The sequence below is a fragment of the Brasilonema sp. UFV-L1 genome (assembly GCF_012912105.1).
Classification (GTDB): domain Bacteria; phylum Cyanobacteriota; class Cyanobacteriia; order Cyanobacteriales; family Nostocaceae; genus Brasilonema.
The window spans coordinates 88,470-112,332 of sequence record NZ_QMEA01000002.1; the positions used below are offsets into that span (position 1 = coordinate 88,470).

Sequence of the window (23,863 nt, forward strand, 5' to 3'; positions counted from 1 at the left end):
AACTCAACATAATGCTCCAGATATAATTCCGGCACATATACTCTGATCATAAATTAACAAAAATTAAATAAACTCAAGTGCGGTTCTTGCTCAAAACACGAGCGCGATTCCCGTACTCTTGAGCTTCCGGGGAATAGCAAATCAAATTATCAAACCCTTCCTCTAGACTTGGAGGGACATCACGAAGTTGACGATACATACGAAAGATAACATCTTCTGGCACTTTACGTTCCCGTTTTTTGTTGCGTGCCAAACACAGCCATACTGGGGTTTTCACCCACACTCCTGTCATGTGAGTAAAACCTAGTTCACGGGCTATAGCGATGATTTCACGGCGTTGACGTCGCTGGGCATTGGTTGCATCGTAGATTGCTGTACCATTTGTAGTGACTGTTTGCTGAAACTGCCGCTGAATTTCCCGCCAAATGAGTAGCCAAGGTCCCTGAAGAGCTTGATTGCCAAACAGTTGCCCCCGGATGGCATCGGTAGAAATCAATTGCCTCCAAGGGCATTCTGCTAGCAATTGCTTTGCCAAAGTGGACTTACCACTACCAGGAAGACCAATTAGCAAAATTAACTGAGCCATTTGTCGATTGTCTTTTGTCTTTTGTCATTAGTTAGTAGTTAGTTGTTGGTGAGCCAGTGTGTCCTTGGGAGTTTCCCCAACCGTGCAAACTGGCATGTTGTAGACATACCTGAAGGATGGTTCTACGAACCACTAATCACTACCTAACAACTAATGACTAACGACTAATGACTAAATAATTGTTCCATCAGGAATAATGGCATTTTTGAGCACGACAACGATACCACTTTTGATATGGAATCCTTGATTTTCGCGCTCAGCTTCTTGGACATTATCTTTATTGACAATTTGCACATCACAGCCTATGCGGGCATTTTTGTCAATGATGGCACGACGAATTGTGGTGTTAGCACCAATACCTAAAGGAATTCCCTTAGTTTCGCAGTCAGACTGGCGTTCAGCGAACGGTTGATAGAAATCTGCTCCCATGATTAAGGAATCTTGGATAACACAGCCAGCTTCAATGCGCGATCGCACTCCCAACACCGAATGTTCAATACGACATTTTTTGAGAATGCAACCCTCTCCAATCATTGATTCCGTGATTTGGGAATCTAAGATTTTACTAGGAGGTAAGTAACGAGCGCGAGTATAAATTGGCGCTTGTTCGTCGTAGAAGCTAAAAGGTGGCTGAGGTTGCTTAGTCAGTGCTAAATTTGCATGGTAGAAAGCTTCGATTGTTCCGATATCTTCCCAGTATCCATCGTATAAGTAGGCTTGAACGTTGTAATCTTTTGAAGCATCAGGAATAATTTCTTTTCCAAAATCTGTCCGTTCTGAAGCTTCTTTCAACAGCTTAGTCAAAACTTCTTTTTTAAAGATATAAATCCCCATTGAAGCGATGTATGGCTGTTCTTGAGCTTGTTCTGGAGTTAAGCCCAGTACAGTTGTATCAACGCGCATTTTGGTTAAAGCATCACCTTTGGGTTTTTCGCTGAAATTGATTATCCTACCGGAGTCATCAATTTTCACTAAGCCAAAGTCAGAAGCACGGCGTTCATCAATGGGTAGCACTGACAGAGTAATATCAGCTCCAGTTTCCCTGTGACGATAGACGAACTGACGGTAGTCCATCCGATACAAGTGGTCACCAGAAAGGATAAGATATTCATCTACATCCCACTCATCTAGCAGCCACAAGTACTTACGGACTGCATCCGCTGTACCTTGGAACCAGTTAAAGCTATCTGGTGTTTGCTGTGCAGCTAGAACTTCTACAAAACCCTCTGTGAAGCCAGCGAAGCTATAAGTACGAGCAATATGGCGATTCAGCGAAGCTGAGTTGAATTGAGTCAGAACATAGATTTTAAAAATTTCTGAGTTTATACAGTTACTGACTGGAATATCGATTAAACGATATTTTCCAGCCACTGGTACGGCTGGTTTAGCGCGTAACTTGGTGAGTGGATAAAGGCGGGTACCTGCACCCCCTCCAAGAATTATTGCCAAAACTCTTTTCACAAGATTTCTCCTGACTGCCTTTCAACTCTCACCTACAGTTTAGGGCTAGCTGAGACCCTGAATAAAGGGGGGAAGGGTAGATTGTCGTGAACAGATAGGAGTATACTTTTTGGGGGAGTGCTGTTTTGAGCTTGAAAAAAATGATGAACTTTAGACGCTGACTTCGTTTGACACTAAACGCGAGTTGGTGCGATCGCTTTGCTGCTGCCTAAGCGCAAAGCGCACGCTACGCGCTTCGGCAGATCGCTCTCAATACTTTCTTACCTAATCACCTGCATCTTGGTAATTAAAGTTTCTATTCGAGATTTCCCGCAAGGTTCAGCGCTTTGGCAATCATTCACTGAAACTCGGCTATAAGATAGCTTCACTTTCTTGTTTAAAAAGCTTTTTTCATTTGCACAAATCTCAAACGATGCACCGACACTGTTGTAATGCTTACCTTTATCATCTACTAAATTGACATAGCACATAATGTCACCATTTACCAGACTTTTCACTGTAGCAATTGTGGGTTTTTGAACTGGCTTCTGCTGTGCTTGTACGCCAGTGTGGCTCATCAGCAAGCCGATAGCAGAAGCGGCAAAGAAAGACAAAGATAAGCTTATGACTTGGAATTGTGTTTTTTGACGTTGCATTGTTTTATACTATTTTTGTGAATAGTAGTTAACAGTTATCAGTTGATGAATCACTGTAACTGTTGACATAAGAGCTTATTCACTCGCTTCTTCAGCAAGTCTTTGACGAGTGACTAGATTAGCTTCTCCTGCTGGCGCACCTACATTATATTTGTGCTGAAATTGCTTGACAGTCTCAGTTGTTTTCGGTCCATAAAATGGTTCATTGAATGAGAAGTTTGTCTTCATAACTTTATTTAAATTTGCATGAAGAATTCTCATCGCTTCAGCTAGTTTTTCTTGTGTTTTGGGACCATATACTCCATCTGCTGTCAGTTTCATATATTTTTGAAAACTGATGAGAGCTATTTTATCAGCATCATTGGTTGGATCTTCTGGGTTTATATATCCAAATCCATCCAAGATATTCTTCAATTCTTTATAATTATTTTTTGAATAATCAGGAATACGATATCCTTGTGTTGTCTGACGTTCTGGTGTAGGAGTTCCTGTGATTGCCATTAATTTTCATTCTTTGAAAGACATCTGTTGTTTATTGCTACACCACATTGATTTGATATTCCTGAAAAGAGGTTTGAGAACTTTTGCTACCTCGCTCAGCATGGAGAGATTCCGGAGATAATACAAGGAAAAGCTCTTTTATAGTAAAAATAAATTTTCACAAATATCACATTTTCGGATGATTATCAATAACATTATTTTTCTAGGATAGAAAGTGTCCATCGAAATCATGAACCGTATTGAATGCGTTGGTAGGAATGCGTTGGTAGGTTTTGCCGACTCTATATTTGTTGAGAAGAATGCAAGATTTCTGGTATCAAACTATTGACTGAGTGTTCTGTTTTGTGGAAAATAAAAGATCAAGCAATCAGACACTCAACAATACCTTACACCATTACTGCTGAGAAAGTCAGGAAACTGCTTGGAAGATTTACACAGTGAGTGACTCAAAACGCAGTAGTTCAACGAACACTCGCTATCCTTAGAGTGTGCTGTGGTACATTTCTAACAAAAGGAACCTCTTCACAGTTCGTGGTCCTGCGTACTTAGCACTTGTTATTTAACCCTATGTTTCTTAAAAATAGCAAGATTAGAACATTTTTAGCAAGAACTGAAAAGACAACATGAAAAATTTACATGTAAGCTTATTTGTATCATTCTCCTTTAGATAGATTAGACAATTTAACGGAAGAAGTATATTTGAGTAGAATACTTAAGTAATTTAAGTAAGAGACTTATGCTAAGTAAGCAATTTCTCTATCAACAGTTCCCATGTTTATTCAGTTCCAGTTTCTTTCTTTTTTATTGCCCTGCAAGTCATGAAATCTTCTGAGCCTCAAACTCATCTTGAAGACAGTCGCCAAGAGAGCCAATCAAAAAAGCCACCCCGCAGACAGCGAAGGTGGCTTTGGCTATTGTTAGCTTTAGTACTACTAGCAGGTGCAGGATCTGTACTTTGGCGTTGGCTGGCTCCTCAAAACAAAGCACCTGCGACTGCTAACGCTCAACCGCCAGCACCAAGAGTCAAGGTATCTACAGTACAAACTGGTACTATTGAGGATAGTGAGGAGTATAATGCAGCTTTAGAATCACGACGCTCAGTGACTCTTCAGCCGAGAGTTCAAGGTCAAGTTGCTCAAATATTTGTCAAATACGGAGATACAGTCACTGCAGGAACTCCGATTCTCCAAGTAGATGCAAGAGAGCAACAAGCATCTGTTAGTAGTGTGAACGCTGCGGCTGAAGTTGCAGCGTCACAACTGGAAAATGTCCGCGCTAGTCTCAGATCGCTGGAAGCTCAACGGTTGTCTAGACTCGCTGATTTGAAATTGAACCAGCAGGAATACGAAAGGTATACTAGTCTTGCATCTCAAGGAGCAGTATCTCGACAGACTAGAGATCAGTATGCTAACAGGCTGGCAACATCACAAGCTGCTGTTCGTGAAACAGAAGCTCAGATTAAAGCACAACAAGCTAGCATTAACCAAGCTGAAAAATCCTTAAAACAAGCACAAGCTAATATAAGAGAACGACAAGTACAACTTCAGTACTACAGAATTACCGCTCCCTTTGGTGGCACAGTTGGAAACATACCAATCAAAATCGGTGATTTTGTGAATACATCTACACAATTGGTGACTATTACTCAAAACCAACCTCTAGAATTAAATATTTCGGTGCCAATTGAACGAGCTTCTCAACTGCGTCAAGGAACACCAGTGGAAATCAAGGATGCACAAGGTAAGGTCCTAGGTGTTAGCCGAGTTTCCTTTATAGCTCCTAATGCTAATAATAACACTCAATCTATACTTGTTAAATCGGTCTTTGATAACTCTAAAAATCAACTGCGAGCGGATCAGTTTGTTCGCGCAAGAGTGATCTGGAGTCAGCGCCCAGGAGTATTAATCCCAACAACAGCAGTCACTCCTGTGGCGGGAGAAACTTTTGTATTTGTAGCAGCACAAGCACCATCAAAACCACCATCTGGAGAAAAAAGTCAAGGAAATCAACAACAACAAAAATCTCAAACAGAGCAACAAGGAGCGCCCCAGTGGGTGGCTCGGCAAAAACGCGTGAAGCTAGGCAATATAACAGGTAACAACTATCAAGTTCTTGAAGGATTACAACCTGGAGACAAAATTATTGTCTCAGGGACACTTAATCTAAGAGATGGCATTCCAATTATTCCCGAGTCTCAGCCGTAGAGACAAGGTAACGCATGAATACATTCAAATTCAAAAATCACGCATTTACACAGTGAGACAAAAGTGTTTTGAGCTTAAAATCTCTCTAATAGGGGTTGACAATCCACTTCCTCTGCTTAATATTCCTCACTCCCCCATGACTCTATGTTCGTTGACTTCTTTATTAAGCGCCCTGTCTTCACCAGTGTCTGCGCCATTATCATTTTGCTTGTAGGAGCGATTAGCATCCCTACATTACCCACGGCGCAGTATCCAGAAATCAGCCCAGTTCAAATTAACGTTTCTGCAAACTACGTCGGTGCGAGTTCTGAAGTTGTAGAAAATACCGTTACGACTCTTTTAGAAAGGGAAATTAACGGGGTTGAGGGCATGAAGTACATGACCTCAAGTAGTAGTAGTACTGGTTCCAGTACAATCACTGTTACATTTGATTCATCTCGTAATAAAGATATTGCAGCAGTTGATGTGCAAAACCGGGTATCGCTAGCTGAACCGCAGTTACCAGAACCAGTACAACGAACTGGGGTTACTGTGAGTAAGCAAAGTAACGATATCCTGTTAGCAATGGGTCTTTACAGTGATAATAACGAGTTTGACAACGTATTTTTAAGCAACTATGCTGACCTCTACTTAGTAGATGCTCTACAAAGAATCAACGGTGTGAGTGAAGCACGGATTTTTGGTGAACGCCGCTATGCCATGCGTCTGTGGCTTGATCCCAATCGTCTTGCTAGTCGCAATCTCACCGCCCAGGATGTCGTTGATGCTCTCAACGAACAAAACATACAGGTGGGTGCTGGGCAAATTGGTCAACAGCCTGCTCCAGAGCAACAAACGTATCAAATCGACCTAAGAGCACTCAGCAGACTCACGGAACCATCTGAATTTGCCGAAATGGTTCTGAAAACAGATGGGAATGGCAATCTCATAAAGCTCAAAGATGTGGGTCGAGCGGAACTGGGAGCAGAAAACTATAACACTTTCTTACGGTTTAGAGGAAAGGAAGGTGTTGGTATTGGGATATTCCCCATTCCAGGAAGTAATGCTTTGGACGTTGCTAAGGCCGTTAAAGCCGAAATGGTGCAACTCGCACGAGATTTTCCACCAGGAATGAAATATCAAGTAGCTTTTGATACTACATTGTTTGTGGAAGAATCCCTTGCGGAAGTGGTAAAAACGCTGTTTGAGTCGCTTGTCCTCGTTATTGTGGTCATTTTTATCTTTTTGCAGGACTGGCGCACTACCCTGATTCCCGTAGTTGTCATCCCTCTAACATTAATCGGGACTTTTGCCTTTATTAAAGTTTTTGGGTTTTCCATCAATACGCTGACCTTGTTTGGTCTAACTTTAGCCACTGGGTTGGTGGTCGATGATGCAATTGTTGTCGTCGAAGACATTTCTCGCTTAATCGAAACTGAAGAAATGTCACCGCGTCAGGCTGCTTCTTCAGCAATGCACGAACTTTTCGGGGCAGTAATTGCCACTTCTTTGGTGATGATGGCTGTGTTTGTCCCCGTTGCTTTCTTCCCAGGCTCTACAGGACAGATTTATCGGCAATTTGCCTTGACAATTGCCTTCTCAATGGCAATTTCAACCTTTCTTGCCATTACTTTAACTCCTGCGCTGTCAGCCATACTACTACGTCGTGGGCAAAAACCAGGCGGTGTGTTCGGTTGGGTGTTTACTAGGTTTAATAACTTTATTGATTGGATACGTAGACAGTACGAGCGATCGCTTTTCTTTTTAAATCGCATCAAAACAGTTGTCATTCTACTGTTTATTCTGTCTCTAGGGCTGACGGGTTGGCTTTATATCAGTGTTCCAAATGCATTTCTCCCCGAAGAAGACCAAGGCTATTTCATCACTATTATCCAAGGTCCAGAAGGTGTCTCGCTCAATTACACCAGCAAAGTCATGCGTCAGGTAGAAGAAGAAATACTCAAATTACCTGAAGTTCAGGGTACCTTCGCCATAGGTGGCTTTGGTTTTAGTGGTAGCACTGTTAACAATGGTGTGATTTTCAGTCCCCTCAAGCCTTGGGATGAGCGTCATGAGCCAGATCAGTCAGCACAAGCAATCATCACAAAATTGCAGATGAAGCTGTCAGCAATTACAGATGCGAGGATTTTGCCAGTTAATCCCCCATCAATTAGGGGTTTAGGCAGTTTTGGCGGCTTCCAATTTCAGCTACAAGATAGAAAGGGTACTGGTGGCTTGAATGCTTTACTACAAGTCATGGGTCAGTTACTCCAGCGTGCAAATCAACCACCAGAATTAAAAAAACCTGTATTCAGTACTTTTGCCGCAAATACGCCGCAGCTGTTGATTGAAGTAGACCGCAATAAAGCCAAGGCACTGCAAGTCAATATTGACGATATCTTTAATACTCTACAGAGTTACTTAGGTTCGCGCTACGTCAACGACTTTAACTACCTCCAGCGGACTTACCGAGTTTATGTCCAAGCAGACTCTCAATTTCGCGCTAATCCTGAGGATATTAGTCGTTTGTATGTCCGTTCTGCTGCCAATAATCAAACTAACAATCAAACCAACAATCAAACCAACAATAATAATCAAACCAACAATCAAATGATTCCCCTGAGTAGTTTGGTGAAAATTACCTCAACGACTGGGGCGCAAACAATCAACCATTATAACTTGTTCCGGTCTATTGAAATCAATGGTTCGGCAGCTCCAGGTTACAGTTCAGGACAAGCCATTCAAGCAATGGAGAAAGTTGCCAACGAGGTCTTACCATCAGGTTATGGTTACGAATGGTCAGGACTCTCAGTTGAAGAGCAAGAATCTGGTGGTCAAGCACCTCTAATTTTTATTTTGGGACTTGTCTTCGTGTTCTTAGTATTGGCTGCTCAGTATGAGAATTACATTGACCCCTTGATTATTATGTTGTCAGTCCCCTTAGCGATCTTGGGAGCGCTATCAGCACAGTTGCTGCGGGGTTTATCCAATGATATATACTGCCAAGTCGGTCTAGTGATGCTGATTGGTTTAGCAAGTAAGAATGCAATTTTGATTGTGGAGTTTGCTAACCAACTACGTGATCAGGGGCTTTCGATTACTAAAGCAGCGATAGAAGCATCTGAACAACGCTTGCGACCAATTCTGATGACAACATTTGCTTTTATTTTAGGTGTTTGGCCATTGTTATTTCCCGAAGGAGCTGGGGCGGCTAGTAGAAGATCTCTTGGTACAGCGATTGTTGGCGGAACGCTTGTCTCTACTTTATTGAGCTTGTTTATTGTGCCAATTCTATATATTGTGATTGGAAAGATTCGCGATCGCTTGACAAGACGTCGTAAGTCTCCACAGCTACAGCCCGTTGAGGATGGAAGAGTTCCAACTGAAACTCATCGGTAAATTGACAGCAGTAGGTGGGAACATACCCCACCTACTTTTTTTGTGTCAATGAATCATGAAATATTGTGTGCCAATCATTCAGAAACCAGGCAACAATGCTTGTACCACACAATATGTCTGTTCCAAGTATGAGAGAAAAATAGAACATGACATTAATAGAGACTTTTACCAGGATAACTTCCTTCAACTTCTGGGAAACAATCCCCTTACTTGCAACAGCAGAAGCAGAAAATGCTCCTGTGATCATGTCAGGAGTGCTGATCAGTTTGGTTGTCATTTACCTAGCCAGTACCATTGGTGCAGAAATTTGTGTCCGCATCAATTTACCTCCAGTTCTAGGACAGCTGCTGGGTGGATTAGTCGTTGGTGTCTCTGCCTTTCATTTACTAGTATTTCCTGAAGGTGGTGGTGACATCAGCAATTCATTGCTCATGGATTTCTTAGAAGCGACCACTGGGTTAAGTGTAGACAGTGCAACAGCAATTTTTCAAATAGACAGCGAAGTCATCTCAACTCTGGCAGAAATTGGTGTTGTGATTCTCTTATTTGAAATTGGTTTGGAATCCAATTTACATGAACTGCTGCAAGTTGGTTTACAAGCGACGATAGTAGCAGTGGTGGGAGTCGTGACACCTTTTGTTGCAGGTACTTTAGGCTTAATATTTCTGTTCCATGTGCCCAGTGTTCCTGCGATTTTCGCGGGTGCAGCCTTGACAGCAACAAGCATCGGCATTACAGCGAAAGTGCTGGCAGAACTACAGTATCTTAATAGTAAAGAAGGTCAGATTATTATTGGAGCAGCAGTTCTAGACGATATTTTAGGTATTATCGTCCTTGCAGTCGTTGCAAGTTTGGCAAAGACTGGAGAGGTGGAACTGACCAATGTGCTGTATCTAATTGTAAGTGCAGTAGTTTTCTTCGTAGGGGCAGTTTTTCTAGGTCGCTTGTTCAATCCTTACTTTGTCAAAATTGTGAGTGAACTCAAAACTCGTGGTCAGATCTTGATTCCAGCCCTGATTTTTGCTTTTGTTCTTGCATATATCGCGACTGTCATCAAATTAGAAGCTATTCTGGGAGCTTTTACTGCAGGCTTAATATTAGCTGAAACTCAAAAATGCCGAGATCTAAAAAATCAGATCATACCGATTGCAGACATTCTTGTACCTGTTTTCTTTGTTGTTGTCAGCGCCAAAACTAATATTAGTGTACTGAACCCAATGGTACCAGAAAATCGCCAAGGGCTGATTATGGCAGGCTTTCTGATTTTAGTGGCAATTTTGGGCAAAGTCGTCAGCGGCTTCGCAGTCTTCGGTCAACCAGATACGAATAAGCTAGCAATTGGTGTCGGTATGATTCCACGAGGTGAAGTGGGACTTGTGTTTGCTGGTATTGGTTCAGCGAGTGGTATTCTTCCAAGCGCCTTAGATGCAGCCATTATTGTCATGGTGATTGTGACTACCTTTTTAGCACCGCCTTTATTGTCGGTTGTGTTTCCACCAGCAAAGACTCTTGCTGAAATAAAAGTCCGAGAATCAGCAAAGGTTCCTGCTGAAGTTAAAGAGGTGAACTGACAGACATACACACACATGACTTTTTGTCAAAAAACACAATCATCAAATTCCTTATTGCTAACACTCACGATGCAATTTCAATGCAAGCTGCTGAGCCTCTTTAAGTAACTTTAGTGACTCCTACCTAGAAAAATGGCTAGTAGCAGTGATGCATAACACAAGGTACGATTCTTCCAGGTTCCGATTTCCCGTGATTCCAAATAATTGCCATTCACCAACATATCAGGAGATATCACGATGCCCACGATTGCCAAAAACAACGATGTGATTACGGTGATCATTATCTTTGCCGTAGAACCGGAACGTCAGCAAGAACTCATTGATACTATTATCGAATTTCTTCAAACAACGGTGAAGTATCAGCCTGGTTTTGTTTCATCTAGCCTCCACAAAAGTCTTGATGGCATACGGGTGATGAATTATGCTCAGTGGAAAACGCTGGAAGACTATAAAGCATTTATCAACAATTCCGAAGCGCAAGTCAAAGCAGCTAAACTTTTCCAGTTCCAAATCCACGAGTCACACGTCTATGAGGTGGTTGTTTCTAAACCAGATGACGCTACACTCAAAATTACCGAAGGTGGCTTAATTCACCTCGCCCAATTCCGAGTCAAGCCAGAAAATCAGATGCGTTTGGTGGAATTGGAAAGAGAATATGTAGGAATCGGTTTGCAAAATCCTGGACTTCTTTCTGCTAATTTCCACCGTTCGCTTGATGGCGTGCATAATGTGAACTACGGACAGTGGCGCAGTTTAGCAGATTTTGAAGAACTACTCAAAGACCCAAAATATAAGCCCTTGAATGAGTATTGGCAAGGTCTAGCTGAGAACGAGTTTCATCTTTACGAAGTCGTCTACACTCACCAACAGTGACTGATTGGCTTTGTTGTCTTTGCTTTTCCTCGTTCCTTGGCTGAGCCAAGGAATGACGTCTTGTGGGCTGCTGCTTCTATATGTTAACAGCCAAAGCAGTGGCTTAAGTTATACGTTCCTAGGCTAACAAGAATAATGGAGATAATTTCTATGACTTGCGATATCAATCTTTTCACTCCCGTTCAACTTGGTCCTTACACTTTACCAAACCGGATGGTGATGTCACCAATGACTCGTTTGCGAGCGATTGACAACATCCCCAACTCATTGATGGCGACTTATTACGCACAACGAGCAACAGCAGGGCTAATTGTTACTGAATGTACAATGGTTTCACCCCTGAGTCTAGGCTACATTAACTGTCCGGGTATATACTCAACCGAACAAGTGGCTGGATGGCGACAAGTGACAGATGCCGTACATGAGAAAGGGGGAAAAATTTTCTTGCAACTATGGCACTCTGGAAGAGTTTCTCATCCTTCTTTATTGGGTGGACAATTACCCGTTGCACCTTCTGCAATTGCTGCTTCGGGGCAACTGCACACTCCTATAGGGAAAGTCGCAATGGAAACTCCCCGCGCTTTAGAAACGCATGAAATTCCTGAAATTGTTGAGCAGTTTCGCAAAGGTGCAGAAAATGCTCATGCTGTAGGATTTGATGGCGTAGAATTACATGGGGCTTTTGGTTACTTAATTGACCAGTTTTTGCAAGATTGGACAAACCAACGCACAGACAAATATGGTGGTTCGATAGAAAATCGAGCACGATTTCTGCTGGAAGTCGTGGAAGCAGTTGCTAGTGTCTGGGGTGCAAATCGTGTTGGTATCAAACTTTCCCCAAGCAATACATTCTACGGGATGGGCGACTCGAATCCGCAAGAAACTTTTGGTTATGCAATAAATGCTCTCAATCGCTTTGGATTGGCATATCTACATCTACAGGAACCGAATGAAGTTGATTTGGCATCCCGTGATGTCATGCATCCAATCACACCATACTACCGTAAAATTTACAAAGGAACTTTGATTACCAATGGCGGCTACGACCATCCTAAAGGAGATAGCATACTGAAGAATGGTGATGCAGATTTGGTTTCCTTTGGCAGGTTGTTTCTCGCCAATCCTGACTTACCAAAACGCTTTGAACTGAATGCCTCTTTGAATGAGCCAGATGTCAAAACATTTTACGGTGCTGGTGAGAAAGGATATACAGATTACCCATTTCTGGCAGTTCAATCAACCAGCTCATAGGACAATACCGTTAAGTTAGGGATTGTTTTTCGAGGTTTCACACGTGTAGAGAGGTAGACTTAGTGCCAGAATAATTTGCGCCAACTTGCCCATAATTAACTACTATGGGCCAATACGGTTCAGTTAGGGCTAAAACTCTTTGTCAAAGTCAATTTTTTTAAAGAACCGCTCCAGGCGCAGCGGAAAGTCTGAGCGGAGGTTTCCTCCGATCAGAGCTTTCCAAGACAGAGGACACAGAGAGAAGAAAAAAATGCTTAACTGAACCGTATTCGATGCTACCGGATTTGATATAACTCATCCAAGAAGATAGGAGGCAGAAGGCTAGAATAACTATACAATCAGCGCTTTGTTGATTTTAAAATGTTTAGTTATTTCTGACTAAGGAAAAGAAATAAGATGAGTCAGCCAAAAGTTGCAGTGGTTTTAGGTGTAGGTGCAGGATTGGGAGCAGCAGTTGCTCATCGGTTTGCACGAGAAGGTTTTGCTGTAGGATTAATGGCAAGAAGTTCACAGCAGCTGACTCAAATTCAGTCAGAAATTGAACAGTTTGGTGGAAAGGCATTGTCTGTAACTGTTGATGGAAGTGAGCCTGCATCAGTAAAAGCCGCATTTAAGCAGGTGTCTTTGCAACTAGGCGCACCCGAAGTTTTTGTCTACAATGCTGGAGCATTTCACAGAGCTGGTATTTTGGAACTGACACCAGAGCAGTTTGAGTCTTGTTGGAAAGTAAACTGTTTTGGAGCTTTTCTGGCGGTGCAGCAGGTTCTTCCAGCAATGGTTGAGCAAGGGCGCGGTACTATTTTGTTAACGGGAGCAACAGCTGCTGTGAGAGGTTCAGCTAAATTTGCAGCATTAGCAGTGGGCAAATTTGGACTACGAGCACTGGCGCAGTCTTTGGCACGGGAGTTTGGTCCTCAAGGAATTCATGTAGCTCATATCATCATTGATGGTATGATTAATACCCCAAGAGTGCGAGCAATGGTACCGGAGACTGAAGAACATACATTGCTTGCACCTGAGGCGATCGCCCAAACATATTGGCAACTTTATCAACAGGATGCAACAGCATGGACTTTAGAACTTGATTTGCGTCCTGCTGTGGAGAAATTCTGATTTCCAAAAAACTCAGCTTTAAAAAAAACCAAGTTTATAAAACCTTGATTCGGAGACTATCAAATATGAAAATAAGTACGATTGGCACAGGTAATATGGCAAGATCTTTAGGAATCTTATGGGCAGAACAAGGTCACGAGGTGTTTTTTGGTTCTCGTAACTCCGAAAAAGCTCAGTCAGTCGCAGAGTTTTCTGGTCACAAAACTCAAGGCGGAACTAATGATGAAGCCGCTGCGTTTGGCGATGTCATCTTCTATTCAGTTCGTGAATTACCATCTATTGTGTTGTCTTCAACTGAAGTTTTATCTGGTAAAGTCTTAATTGACTGTAATAACCAAGAAATTCCTGAAGGTTTCGCTTTTGATCCAATCAGTGAATCCCTAGCCGAGAAGTTAGCAGCAGATGTACCAAATACTCACGTGGTTAAAGCATTTAACACAATGGCGCAAGAAGTTTTTGAATTAAGTCCTCAAGTGATTCGAGAGTATAACGTTTCTTGTTTCATCTGTGGTAACAACCAACAGGCTAAGGAAACAGTCATGACTCTTGCTGAAGAAATAGGTTTTTTTCCTGTGAACTGTGGATCGTTACGTAGTGCCCGCATGATTGAAGGTTTAGGAGACTTCATCCGTTTTATGATAGCTGGTATGGAACTTGGACCTTATGCAACTATCTCTGTTAACAAGCTCCCAGAAGCCAAAAACCAACGTCTTGGTGGTCGCCAAGCAGGATATACATGATTAGATGATTTCTATAAACAGCTGTTGTAGTGACTAGCAAGGCAATTGAAGTCAATATGAAAGTTAGTAAATCATACACAAGACTGCTTGTCAAAGATTGGAAGGCTTGTTTTTCATTTTATAAAGACGTCATCGAATTTGACGTTGCTGTAGAAGATGAAGAAGCGGGATATGCTGAGTTCAAAGCCGGAGATATGAGACTTAGCGTATCGCAGCGGCAAGAAATGGCACAATTGATTCACAATGCTGAAAAGCCTGCTCATGCAGAATGTCAAGATACTGTGGCATTAATTTTTACTGTGCATGATTTGGAGGAGGAATATCAGCGACTCAGACACAAGGGTGTGCATTTTACCGCAGCGCCTATGAATAATCCTTACTACGGAATTAAAACAGCTTATCTTCGAGATCCAGATGGAACTCTCATTGGTTTATACGAATTTCTTGTGTAAGCTGCTAATTGTGTCGTGTTTTATCCCCGAACAAAAATTACGGGGCTTCTGCACTCCCGCAGGTTTTTAGATGATATATAAAAAACTAACTATTAAAAAAGAGAGGTTACTTAAGCGCTATGGCTAAACCTGTCATCATAACGGTTGACGATGATCCAGAAGTTTTACAAGCCGTGGCGCGGGATCTGCGGCAAGAATATGGCGATCGCTTCCGAATTATCCGCGCCGACTCAGGTACCAGTGCCTTGGAAGCTTTAGAACAACTCAAACTCCGCAATCAACCTGTGTCGTTGTTCCTTGTCGATCAACGCATGCCACATATGTCTGGTGTGGAGTTTTTGGAACAAGCCATGTCAATGTTCCCGGATGCGAAACGTGCTTTACTCACCGCCTACGCAGATACTGATGCCGCCATTCGTGCCATCAACAACACAAAAATCGATTACTATTTGATGAAGCCGTGGGATCCACCAGAAGAACGCTTGTATCCAGTGCTAGACGATTTACTTGATGATTGGCAAGCAACTTTCCACCCACCCTTTGAAGGGATTCGTGTCATTGGTAACCGTTGGTCACCTCATTCTCACCAAGTTAAAGATTTCCTGGCGCGAAATCAAGTGCCTTACCAGTGGTTAGATATCGAATTATCAGAAGAAGCACAAAAACTAGTAGAATACGCTGAATGTGATAAATTACACCTACCTCTTGTCCTGTTTAGCGATGGTTCCCATGTCATGCAGCCAACGAACCTGCAAGTAGCTGAGAAAATTGGGCTGCGAACTCAAGCGGAAAAACCATTTTATGACTTGATTATCGTTGGTGGAGGTCCTGCTGGTTTAGCAGCTGCAGTGTATGGTGCATCAGAAGGGCTACGCACGGTGATGATTGAACGTGAAGCCCCAGGTGGACAAGCGGGAACAAGTTCGCGTATTGAAAATTACCTTGGCTTTCCTACAGGTTTGAGTGGAGGCGATTTGGCACGGCGTGCTGTAACCCAAGCAAGACGCTTTGGTGTCGAAATTCTCACACCGCAAGAGGTTAAGGGTATACGCGTAGAAGACCAGTATCGATTTGTGCAACTAGGAGACGGTAGCGAAATCAGTTGCCATGCCCTGATGTTAGCGCTGGGTGTATCATGGCGACGGCTGGATGTTCCTGGACTTGATCGTTTGACTGGTGCAGGGGTTTATTATGGTGCTGCACAGGCTGAAGCGATGAGTTGTCAAGGTGAAGACGTTTACATTGTCGGTGGTGCAAACTCAGCTGGACAAGCAGCGATGTACTTTTCCAAATACGCCAAGCATGTGACGATGTTAGTACGTGGTGACTCCTTAACCATAAGTATGTCCCAGTATTTGATTGACCAAATTGCAGAAATACCAAATATTACAGTCAAGACACACACTAGTGTGAAAGAGGCAAAAGGAGAAACAAGTTTAGAAGCGATTACTATTCACAATTCTTTAACAGGTGAAACACAAACTGTTCCTGCAAAATCGCTGTTTATTTTTATTGGTGCAGTTCCTCGTACAGAATGGCTAGATGGTGTCATTGAACGAGATAAACATGGCTATATCATAACAGGTCCAGATTTGCAAAAAGATGGGCAACGCATCAAAGGATGGACGCTAGAACGCGATCCCTTTTTACTAGAAACGAATATTCCCGGTGTTTTTGCAGTGGGTGACGTGCGTTATGGTTCAGTCAAGCGAGTTGCTTCTGGCGTTGGTGAGGGTTCAATCTGCGTTCAGTTTGTTCATCGATATCTCAGCAACGTGTTGTGATAGGAATCAGTGAACAGTTATCAGTGAACAGTTAACTGAATTGATATCAACATTGAGTTCGGAACCAAGAGGTGACAGCCATGCAATAAATAACTCTCGTTGAGGCATCTAGAAATTTGCCAGAATTAATTGAGGCAGTCATCAGTGACGAAAAAATTATCATTAACGCCTCAGAACAACAGTACAATGATGAAATTGATTGCACCAGAAACAACACTTGAAACTTCACGGCTGTTGCTTGAGCCACTGATGGCATCTCATGCAATACATATGTATAGGCAATTGCAGGATGAAAGACTTTATCAGTTTATCCCACAGGAGCCTCCCATATCATTGCAAGTTTTGCAGACTCGATATCGTGCGCTATCTTCAAGGCTTTCTCCTGACGGGCAAGAAGCATGGCTGAATTGGGCTTTTCGTCTTCGCGCTGGAACATATATTGGAACATTGGAAGCAACAGTATATGCTAACCAAAGAGCTGCGATCGCCTACATGATTTTCCCACCATTCTGGCAACAAGGTTATGCAAAGGAAGGATGTTTACGACTGCTCAATCATGTTTTCAACGATTATCAAGTCAACATTGTAGCAGCCGAGATAGACACTCGTAACGTCGCATCCATTAAACTCATTAAATCACTTGGATTTAAGCATGTGTCCACAAAAGAAAACGCGGACTTTTTTAAAGGATGTGTCAGCCATGAGTATCGATATGAGTGTATGTCGTCTCCTAGTTCACTCACTCATCTGCCAGTTCGATAAACTAAACTAAGATTTTTGCATCAAACAACCAATTTTTGATGTAAGCATGAATTAGGAACCCAGAGGTGATAGCCATGCAAGAAATATCTCTCGCTGAAGCATCAAAAAATTTGTCTCAATTAATTGAAGCCGCTATGAATGGCGAAGAAGTAGTCATTACAAAAGATAATCAACCTGTTGTCAAATTAACTCCTGTATCGCCAGTCAAAAAACGTCGCCCTGCGAAAGCAGGGAGTGCTAAAGGGTTAATCACAATCTCAGATGATTTTGACGAACCTTTAGAAGACTTTAACGAATTCGGCGTCATTCCCCATCCGCCTGTGCGGTGGGCGAGGTTGCGCGGTCAATCAAGGGGGTTCAATGCCCCCTTGATTGACAATCTACGAACGAATTCTCGCAGCACTTCGGTTTGATTCCTTTGAGTCAACTCACAATATTTTTGCAAATGCTCTTTTTCTCGTTGTGATAGGCGCAAACTAATCTGGGTCATGGTAGCAAATACGATATCTATATGCTACCATTATAGTGGTTGCTGACCCACCCACACGGCTGCAAACAAAGGTCACAGTAGCGGTTTGACGCTTACCACGGTAACTAGCGTGAGAAAAGGGGAAAAATTCCGGTCACTGGTTCGTAAGGTTACGCCCTGCGGTAAAACATAAGCCATACAGGAATGTACGTAAAGTTATACACCTGCGGGAGGCGGGTGTCTGCCTGTGGACGCGGAGTAAGACCAAATCAAACACAGGACCCAGTACTGCAGGAGGGTCTCCCGACAGAGGTATCTGGTGTGTTTGAGGAGGCATCGGCGGTTGAGACGGGAAACTCCGAAGACGAATAAGACCGTCCTTGTACTAGTTGAATTTGGGAAGCCCCATCTTCAGCGAAGCTAGATGGAGTACTTCACGGACTATATGTAATGAGGTTACTGCTGGACACTCATACCTTTATTTGGTTCGTCATCGACAGCCCTCGGCTTAGTACTGTAGTACAAGGGCTAATTGAGGATGAAAATAACGAAAAACTACTCAGTATAGTCAGTGTTTGGGAAATAGCAATTAAACAAAACACAGGTAAACTGAGTTTTGGGGTGCCATTTCAGGAATTTGTAGAACAGCAACTTAGTCTTAATAGTATCGATTTGCTAAACATCAATCTCAACCATCTTTCTGTTATTGCAACTCTAACTTTGTATCATCGAGATCCATTTGACCGACTTTTCATTGCACAGTCTATTGTTGAACAAATACCTATTTTGAGTGCTGATTCAGTCTTTGATGCTTATCCAATTGAACGGCTGTGGTAGATAGCAATTATTTCATAATATATTTCATAATATAAGGAGTTGCCATGCTGCACGATCCAAATCAAATGACGCTGTTTCCTAAATTGCCAGATGATGCTTTGGAGGAGATGAAGCAGTTTGGTACTGAAATACAACTGAATGTGGGTGATGTGCTGTTTAGCGAAGGTGACTCAAACTATCACTTTTTTGTAGTGTTAGAAGGCGAAATTGAAATTACTAAGCAAGTTGGTGTTGAAAAAAAAGTGCTGACGATTCATCGTCATGGTGATTTCATGGGCGAACTTTCAATGCTGACAGGTTCAGGCGCTATTGCTAATGCCCATGCGATCGCACCCAGTCGCGTTTTACAAATAGACGTTGAAACATTTAGACATATCCTTATTGAATGTTCGCCGATTGCTGATCTAATTCTCACTGCTATGGCTGGACGAACTAAAGATGTGGAAGTGCAGCTACGACAGCAAGAAAAAATGGCAGCGTTGGGTAAAATGTCAGCAGGTTTAGCACATGAATTAAATAATCCGGGGGCGGCGGCGCAACGGGCAGCTAGTCAATTGCGTGGAAATTTTCAAAACTTACAAACTCTGGCTTTACAACTCAATTTACTTTCCAAAGAACAACTAAAATTCATTACTGATATTCAACATCAAGCAACAGAACACGCTACCCATTCTCCTAAACTTGACCCTCTCACCTGTAGCGATAAAGAAGACGAAGTGACAGAATGGTTGGAAGACCATGATATTAGTAATAGTTGGAAACTTGCCCCCACTTTAGTGACCGCTGGGCTATATACCGAAAAGCTGGATACTGTTGCTGATAATATCCCTATTGACTGTCTGGAACATGTCCTCAAATGGCTTGACGCCACACTTTCATCTTTTGGATTGATTCATGAAATTGAACAAAGTACCACCCGCATTTCTGAGTTGGTAAAAGCAATTAAAGGTTATTCATATATGGATCAAGCCCCTCTACAGGAAATAGATATCCATGAGGGAATTGAAAATACTTTACTTATCCTCAATCATCGTCTTAAAAAGGGAATTATTGTTAACCGAGAGTATGATCGCACTCTACCAAAAATTTGTGCTTATGCGAGTGAACTAAACCAAGTGTGGACAAATTTAATTGATAATGCCATAGATGCCATGAAAGGGAAAGGTGATTTGACTATTCGTACTTATAGAGATAATAACTGTATGGTTGTCGAAATTATTGATACAGGAGTAGGTATTCCACCAGCAATTCAGTCCAGGATTTTTGAACCATTTTTTACGACGAAAGGAGTAGGAAAAGGCACTGGCTTAGGTTTAGAAATTGCCTATCGCATTGTTGTGAATAAACATCATGGTGACATCCACTTTGAATCTCAGCCTGGTAATACCCGCTTTCGAGTGCGTTTGCCTATTCAAGATGTGAATCATTCATGTCAAAAGGCTTCTGAGTAGAATTTTTAGTAGAATTTTTACCAGAATTAACTGCAAGATATGACTGAGATTTTCCAAACACAACGCCTGATTATCCGTCAGTGGATACCTGAAGCTGATGCTGCACAAGCCTTTGAAATCTATGGTGATTCTGAGGTAGTGCGGTTTCTCAGTTGCAACCAACAGCAGAGTGTGGAAGACGTGCAGATCAAACTGCAACGATTGGTTGAGAATGATGCCCGACTTAATAATGGCACTGGTATATGGGCAATTGTTGAAAAGCAAACCAGAGAAATTATAGGATCTGTCCTAGTGCAACAACTACCTGACAATGAGGATAAAGTAACCCAAGATTATGCAGTAGGTTGGCACTTAAAAAAAGCGGCTTGGGGTAAGGGTTATGCAACAGAAGTTGGACGAGGTGTTATTGAGTATGGATTCAAGATTCTCAAATTACCAGTTATTTATGCGGTGGCGACGCCTGATAATCATGCTTCCATTCGGGTGACTCAAAAGCTTGGTATGGTACCAATTGGTCGTACTGACAAATACTATAGTGCTGAACTGGAGTTATTTAAATTAGACGCAAAGCAGTTTCGTCGAGGCGGTACGTATGCCAATTATCAACATAACATTACTTGATGGGTGGTCAGCAGGAGACCAAACAGCTTTGAATCTCAGCCTGGTGATACGCGCTTTCGAGTGCGTTTGCTTATTCAAGATGTGAATCATTCATATGAAAAAGCTTCTGAGTAGAATTTTTAGTAGAATTTTTACCAGAACTAACTGCAAGCTATGACTGAGATTTTCCAAACACAGCGCCTAATAATCCGTCAGTGGAAACCTGAAGCTGATGTTGCACAAGCCTTTGAAATTTATAACAATCCAGAAGTGGTACGCTTTATTGGTGGCAAGGTGGAGGAGAGTGAACAGACTCAACGAGCAAGTTTGCAACGAGTGATTGAACGCTATGCCCAACTCAATAATGGTACTGGTATATGGGCAATTTTTGAAAAACAAATCGGAGAAATTGTCGGAACTATCCTGTTAAAACAACTGCCTGATAATGAGGGCAAACCTACTCAGGATTATGAAGTAGGTTGGCACTTAAAAAAAGCAGCTTGGGGCAAAGGTTATGCGACAGAAGCTGGACGAGGTGCTATTGAATATGGATTTAATATTCTTAAATTACCAGTTATCTATGCGGTGGTGAAGCCTGAAAATCACGATTCAATTCGGGTAACTCAACGGCTTGGCATGATACCAATGGGTCGCACTCACAAATACTATAGTGCCGAACTGGAGTTATTTAAACTAGAAGCAAAGCAGAAATAAAATATTCGTCAGTTTACTAGTTTATTTTTCCAGCTAAAACCTGATTCGTTCATTGGAAAAATTTCTGAGATAACAAAATTTATTCATTAGAAGTTAGTGACTTAACAAGCAAATTTAAAAGACTTTTTTATCTACCTAATCAAAAACCTATAAAGTTAAGGTGTATCATGCTTGATATAGAAACATTACGCCAAGTTCCCCTCTTCTCGAAACTACCAAATGAACGGTTGCAATGGCTACTTAAACAAAGTGTAGAAGTTTGGCGAGAACCTGGAGAAATTCATCGCCGTGAAGGTGACCCTGCTGACCATGTTTTTATACTGCTAGAAGGTCAAGTACGGATTACACAGAAAGTGGGTAATCAAGAAGTTTTGTTAGCAATGTATGAACCAAAAACACTGTTTGGTGAATTGCCTGTTTTAATGGGTGAGACACATTTTTGGGCGAGTGGTCGTGCTGTGACTCACTGCCATATTTTAGAATTGCCAAATCAGGTATTTTGGGAAATGCTTTCAAGCTGTACTTGCGTCATGACTGAGATTCTGCGCACAATGGCAGAACGGTTGCAAGCTGTGCAGACGATATCACAGCACAGAGAAAAACTTGTCGCGTTAGGCACTTTAGCAGCAGGATTAGCACACGAGTTGAATAACCCTGCTTCAGCTTGTCGTAGGGCTGTGGGACAATTACGGCAAACTAGGCAAGTGTTACAGCCTCTGACTGTAAAACTGAATCAAAAACAAATGACTTGCGACCAAAAAGCATTTGTTGCTAAATTGCAGCAAGATGCGATCGCCCATGCAAAAACAGCAGCTAAACTCGATCCAATCATGCAAAGCGATCGCGAAGATGAGATGATCCAATGGCTAGAAGCACACAATGTTGCCAATAGCTGGAAACTTGCTCCCACACTCGTTACAGCAGGACTCGATATCGATTGGCTAGAGAATGTTAAGAAAAATGTCGGTGAATTATTACTGGGTAATGTCCTGACTTGGACAGAGACAACATTACAAGAATGGGGTTTGTTAGATGAACTTGACCATTGTACAATCCGAATCTCTACCTTAGTTGATGCCGTCAAAGATTACTCCTACATGGATCGCGCACCTCTACAGGAAATAGATATCCATGAAGGTATAGAAAGTACTCTCACAATTTTGAGTCACAAGCTAAAGCATAGTCATGTGCTAGTCACGCGGGAGTATGACTGTGAAGTACCGCTGATTAGTGCTTACGGTAGAGAACTCAATCAAGTCTGGACGAATTTAATTGATAATGCCATTGATGCTATTCATGAACAAAATGGTCAAATCTGGATTCGCACGAGTTGCGAAAGTGACTTTTTGCTCGTGGAGATTGCTGACAATGGTCCTGGTATTCCCCCAGAACTTCGGTCTCATATTTTTGAGCCATTTTTTACAACCAAAGGAGTTGGTAAGGGGACTGGGTTAGGTTTGCACATTGTCTACCGCATTGTTGTAGAACAGCATCAAGGTGATATTCGGGTGTTGTCACAGCCAGGAGATACCAGATTTCAGGTGCGCTTACCGATGAATTTGTCTTAGTCAGCTTAAGTGATATTTTGCACTCTTCTCAACACGATTCAAAAAAGCGGGTTTCTAAACCAGAAATTAAAGGTTCTATGAACAGATATTCTCAAGAAACCCGGTTTTTCACTCAGGTGCAAAATCTGAGTTAAGCCAAATCTTGGTAAACTGATAACTCATCTACTCTCATTTCAAAAGGCATTCCTTGACTTTTGGGAGGACAGACGCGAATTTTTGCATTGCTGACAATTTGGCATAGCAATCTAGCCATCCTGACAAGGTTCTGTAACACACGCCAGTTCGTGACTTGATCTGGACATTCAATCACCAAAGTCAAAGTACTCAGGTGAGTCGTTACATACCATCGACAATTAGATAATAAATCTTGGAGGTTGCGATCGCACCCTTCATAAAAGTATCTGCTGATAGAATACTCTAGTTGCTGCCGCAGGATAATATCTGCCGATGTCAGTTGAACAGGGTGTGAATCTTCTTCGTGAAAAAAATGCTTCCTTTTCATCTCCTTGTCTCTCAATTGTTCTCACTATTTTTCAATTACCATTACAGAAAGTCAGTCTTTCTTTCGTTTTTAAAAATTCCTGAGTTTCGTTATCATAGAAAGCACCAATACCACTAAGCGGAGTATCCGAATAGTTTTTGAATAGATACACTCTTTGTCTCAACAAACTAACAATTCGTTGTTTTGTAGCTTGTTTGACAGTTGTTGTCGTTGGAAATAAAAATAAAGTGACAGCGCTATCTTTGACAATAGCTTGATGTATACACAAGTTATACTAAATCCAGAAGAGCATCCTAAATGTTTAACTTATGGTATTTTTTTGTGCGGGTTTCTAACTCATTTTATTAGTCCCCGTCCTTAAAGACGGGGTCTTCATTCATTAAAATTTCAGAGCAAGATGCACCCACGACT

Annotated in this window: 20 protein-coding genes and 1 pseudogene; 16 read left to right on the forward strand and 5 right to left on the reverse strand. The window is 42.0% G+C overall.

Going from position 1 to position 23,863, the window contains the following annotated elements:
* Positions 1-73: 73 nt before the first annotated feature.
* The 4 genes from DP117_RS01130 to DP117_RS01145 form a co-directional block, all read right to left on the reverse strand.
* Entirely contained in the window at positions 74-586 is a 513-nt protein-coding gene (locus DP117_RS01130; RefSeq protein ID WP_169216495.1) for an AAA family ATPase, read from the reverse strand.
* A 171-nt stretch (positions 587-757) separates the two neighbouring features.
* A complete protein-coding gene (locus DP117_RS01135) occupies positions 758-2,047 on the reverse strand; it encodes a glucose-1-phosphate adenylyltransferase (RefSeq protein ID WP_169216496.1) in 1,290 nt (429 codons plus the stop codon).
* Between the two features lie 260 nt (positions 2,048-2,307).
* A complete protein-coding gene (locus DP117_RS01140; protein WP_169216497.1) occupies positions 2,308-2,682 on the reverse strand; it encodes a hypothetical protein in 375 nt (124 codons plus the stop codon).
* A 75-nt stretch (positions 2,683-2,757) separates the two neighbouring features.
* The gene (locus tag DP117_RS01145; RefSeq protein ID WP_169216498.1) at positions 2,758-3,183 is read right to left on the reverse strand and encodes a peptidoglycan-binding protein; all 426 of its coding nucleotides are present in this window, start codon (positions 3,181-3,183) and stop codon (positions 2,758-2,760) included.
* An 818-nt stretch (positions 3,184-4,001) separates the two neighbouring features.
* On the opposite strand from DP117_RS01145, the gene DP117_RS01150 reads away from it, so the two are divergent.
* The 16 genes and pseudogenes from DP117_RS01150 to DP117_RS01225 all read left to right on the forward strand — a co-directional run bounded on the left by DP117_RS01150 (position 4,002) and on the right by DP117_RS01225 (position 22,950).
* On the forward strand, positions 4,002-5,387 hold the full coding sequence (locus DP117_RS01150; protein WP_169216499.1) for an efflux RND transporter periplasmic adaptor subunit: 1,386 nt from the start codon (positions 4,002-4,004) through the stop codon (positions 5,385-5,387).
* A gap of 144 nt (positions 5,388-5,531) precedes the next feature.
* Positions 5,532-8,765 (forward strand): efflux RND transporter permease subunit, encoded by a 3,234-nt coding sequence (locus tag DP117_RS01155; RefSeq protein ID WP_169216500.1) that lies wholly within the window; start codon positions 5,532-5,534, stop codon positions 8,763-8,765.
* A gap of 146 nt (positions 8,766-8,911) precedes the next feature.
* On the forward strand, positions 8,912-10,336 hold the full coding sequence (locus tag DP117_RS01160; RefSeq protein ID WP_169216501.1) for a cation:proton antiporter: 1,425 nt from the start codon (positions 8,912-8,914) through the stop codon (positions 10,334-10,336).
* 237 nt (positions 10,337-10,573) lie between these two features.
* Positions 10,574-11,209, forward strand: coding sequence for an antibiotic biosynthesis monooxygenase (locus DP117_RS01165; protein ID WP_169216502.1), 636 nt, complete (start codon positions 10,574-10,576; stop codon positions 11,207-11,209).
* Between the two features lie 150 nt (positions 11,210-11,359).
* Positions 11,360-12,460, forward strand: coding sequence for an alkene reductase (locus DP117_RS01170; RefSeq protein WP_169216503.1), 1,101 nt, complete (start codon positions 11,360-11,362; stop codon positions 12,458-12,460).
* 396 nt (positions 12,461-12,856) lie between these two features.
* Positions 12,857-13,573, forward strand: a complete 717-nt coding sequence (locus DP117_RS01175; RefSeq protein WP_169216504.1) for an SDR family NAD(P)-dependent oxidoreductase — start codon at positions 12,857-12,859, stop codon at positions 13,571-13,573.
* Between the two features lie 65 nt (positions 13,574-13,638).
* Entirely contained in the window at positions 13,639-14,313 is a 675-nt protein-coding gene (locus DP117_RS01180; RefSeq protein ID WP_169216505.1) for an NAD(P)-binding domain-containing protein, read from the forward strand.
* Positions 14,314-14,369: 56 nt separating this feature from the next.
* Entirely contained in the window at positions 14,370-14,765 is a 396-nt protein-coding gene (locus DP117_RS01185; RefSeq protein WP_169216506.1) for a VOC family protein, read from the forward strand.
* A 119-nt stretch (positions 14,766-14,884) separates the two neighbouring features.
* Positions 14,885-16,549, forward strand: coding sequence for a response regulator (locus DP117_RS01190; RefSeq protein ID WP_169216507.1), 1,665 nt, complete (start codon positions 14,885-14,887; stop codon positions 16,547-16,549).
* A gap of 186 nt (positions 16,550-16,735) precedes the next feature.
* Positions 16,736-17,311 carry a GNAT family N-acetyltransferase gene (locus DP117_RS01195; RefSeq protein ID WP_169216508.1) on the forward strand — a complete coding sequence of 192 codons (576 nt, stop codon included), beginning with the start codon at positions 16,736-16,738 and terminating at the stop codon, positions 17,309-17,311.
* A gap of 74 nt (positions 17,312-17,385) precedes the next feature.
* Positions 17,386-17,610 (forward strand): annotated as a pseudogene (locus tag DP117_RS01200) (type II toxin-antitoxin system prevent-host-death family antitoxin); the annotation flags it as partial.
* Between the two features lie 620 nt (positions 17,611-18,230).
* A complete protein-coding gene (locus DP117_RS01205) occupies positions 18,231-18,617 on the forward strand; it encodes a type II toxin-antitoxin system VapC family toxin (RefSeq protein ID WP_169216510.1) in 387 nt (128 codons plus the stop codon).
* Positions 18,618-18,661: 44 nt separating this feature from the next.
* Positions 18,662-20,068: an ATP-binding protein gene (locus tag DP117_RS01210; protein WP_169216511.1), complete on the forward strand. Its 1,407-nt coding sequence runs from the start codon at positions 18,662-18,664 to the stop codon at positions 20,066-20,068.
* Between the two features lie 39 nt (positions 20,069-20,107).
* Positions 20,108-20,689, forward strand: coding sequence for a GNAT family N-acetyltransferase (locus DP117_RS01215; RefSeq protein ID WP_169216512.1), 582 nt, complete (start codon positions 20,108-20,110; stop codon positions 20,687-20,689).
* A gap of 153 nt (positions 20,690-20,842) precedes the next feature.
* Complete coding sequence (locus DP117_RS01220; protein ID WP_169216513.1) at positions 20,843-21,382, forward strand: GNAT family N-acetyltransferase; 540 nt, start codon at positions 20,843-20,845, stop codon at positions 21,380-21,382.
* Positions 21,383-21,549: 167 nt separating this feature from the next.
* Positions 21,550-22,950 carry an ATP-binding protein gene (locus DP117_RS01225; protein ID WP_169216514.1) on the forward strand — a complete coding sequence of 467 codons (1,401 nt, stop codon included), beginning with the start codon at positions 21,550-21,552 and terminating at the stop codon, positions 22,948-22,950.
* Between the two features lie 130 nt (positions 22,951-23,080).
* Here the strand turns inward: DP117_RS01225 and DP117_RS01230 are convergent, their stop codons facing one another.
* Positions 23,081-23,452: a hypothetical protein gene (locus DP117_RS01230; RefSeq protein WP_169216515.1), complete on the reverse strand. Its 372-nt coding sequence runs from the start codon at positions 23,450-23,452 to the stop codon at positions 23,081-23,083.
* Positions 23,453-23,863 lie beyond the last annotated feature (411 nt).

Coding starts and splice junctions, on each gene's coding strand:
- DP117_RS01130 (WP_169216495.1), bottom strand. CDS start 586: ATGGCTCAGTTAATTTTGCTAATTGGTCTTCCTGGTAGTGGTAAGTCC.
- DP117_RS01140 (WP_169216497.1), bottom strand. CDS start 2,682: ATGCAACGTCAAAAAACACAATTCCAAGTCATAAGCTTATCTTTGTCT.
- DP117_RS01145 (WP_169216498.1), bottom strand. CDS start 3,183: ATGGCAATCACAGGAACTCCTACACCAGAACGTCAGACAACACAAGGA.
- DP117_RS01150 (WP_169216499.1), top strand. CDS start 4,002: ATGAAATCTTCTGAGCCTCAAACTCATCTTGAAGACAGTCGCCAAGAG.
- DP117_RS01155 (WP_169216500.1), top strand. CDS start 5,532: ATGTTCGTTGACTTCTTTATTAAGCGCCCTGTCTTCACCAGTGTCTGC.
- DP117_RS01160 (WP_169216501.1), top strand. CDS start 8,912: ATGACATTAATAGAGACTTTTACCAGGATAACTTCCTTCAACTTCTGG.
- DP117_RS01165 (WP_169216502.1), top strand. CDS start 10,574: ATGCCCACGATTGCCAAAAACAACGATGTGATTACGGTGATCATTATC.
- DP117_RS01170 (WP_169216503.1), top strand. CDS start 11,360: ATGACTTGCGATATCAATCTTTTCACTCCCGTTCAACTTGGTCCTTAC.
- DP117_RS01175 (WP_169216504.1), top strand. CDS start 12,857: ATGAGTCAGCCAAAAGTTGCAGTGGTTTTAGGTGTAGGTGCAGGATTG.
- DP117_RS01180 (WP_169216505.1), top strand. CDS start 13,639: ATGAAAATAAGTACGATTGGCACAGGTAATATGGCAAGATCTTTAGGA.
- DP117_RS01185 (WP_169216506.1), top strand. CDS start 14,370: ATGAAAGTTAGTAAATCATACACAAGACTGCTTGTCAAAGATTGGAAG.
- DP117_RS01190 (WP_169216507.1), top strand. CDS start 14,885: ATGGCTAAACCTGTCATCATAACGGTTGACGATGATCCAGAAGTTTTA.
- DP117_RS01195 (WP_169216508.1), top strand. CDS start 16,736: ATGATGAAATTGATTGCACCAGAAACAACACTTGAAACTTCACGGCTG.
- DP117_RS01205 (WP_169216510.1), top strand. CDS start 18,231: ATGAGGTTACTGCTGGACACTCATACCTTTATTTGGTTCGTCATCGAC.
- DP117_RS01210 (WP_169216511.1), top strand. CDS start 18,662: ATGCTGCACGATCCAAATCAAATGACGCTGTTTCCTAAATTGCCAGAT.
- DP117_RS01215 (WP_169216512.1), top strand. CDS start 20,108: ATGACTGAGATTTTCCAAACACAACGCCTGATTATCCGTCAGTGGATA.
- DP117_RS01220 (WP_169216513.1), top strand. CDS start 20,843: ATGACTGAGATTTTCCAAACACAGCGCCTAATAATCCGTCAGTGGAAA.
- DP117_RS01225 (WP_169216514.1), top strand. CDS start 21,550: ATGCTTGATATAGAAACATTACGCCAAGTTCCCCTCTTCTCGAAACTA.
- DP117_RS01230 (WP_169216515.1), bottom strand. CDS start 23,452: ATGAAAAGGAAGCATTTTTTTCACGAAGAAGATTCACACCCTGTTCAA.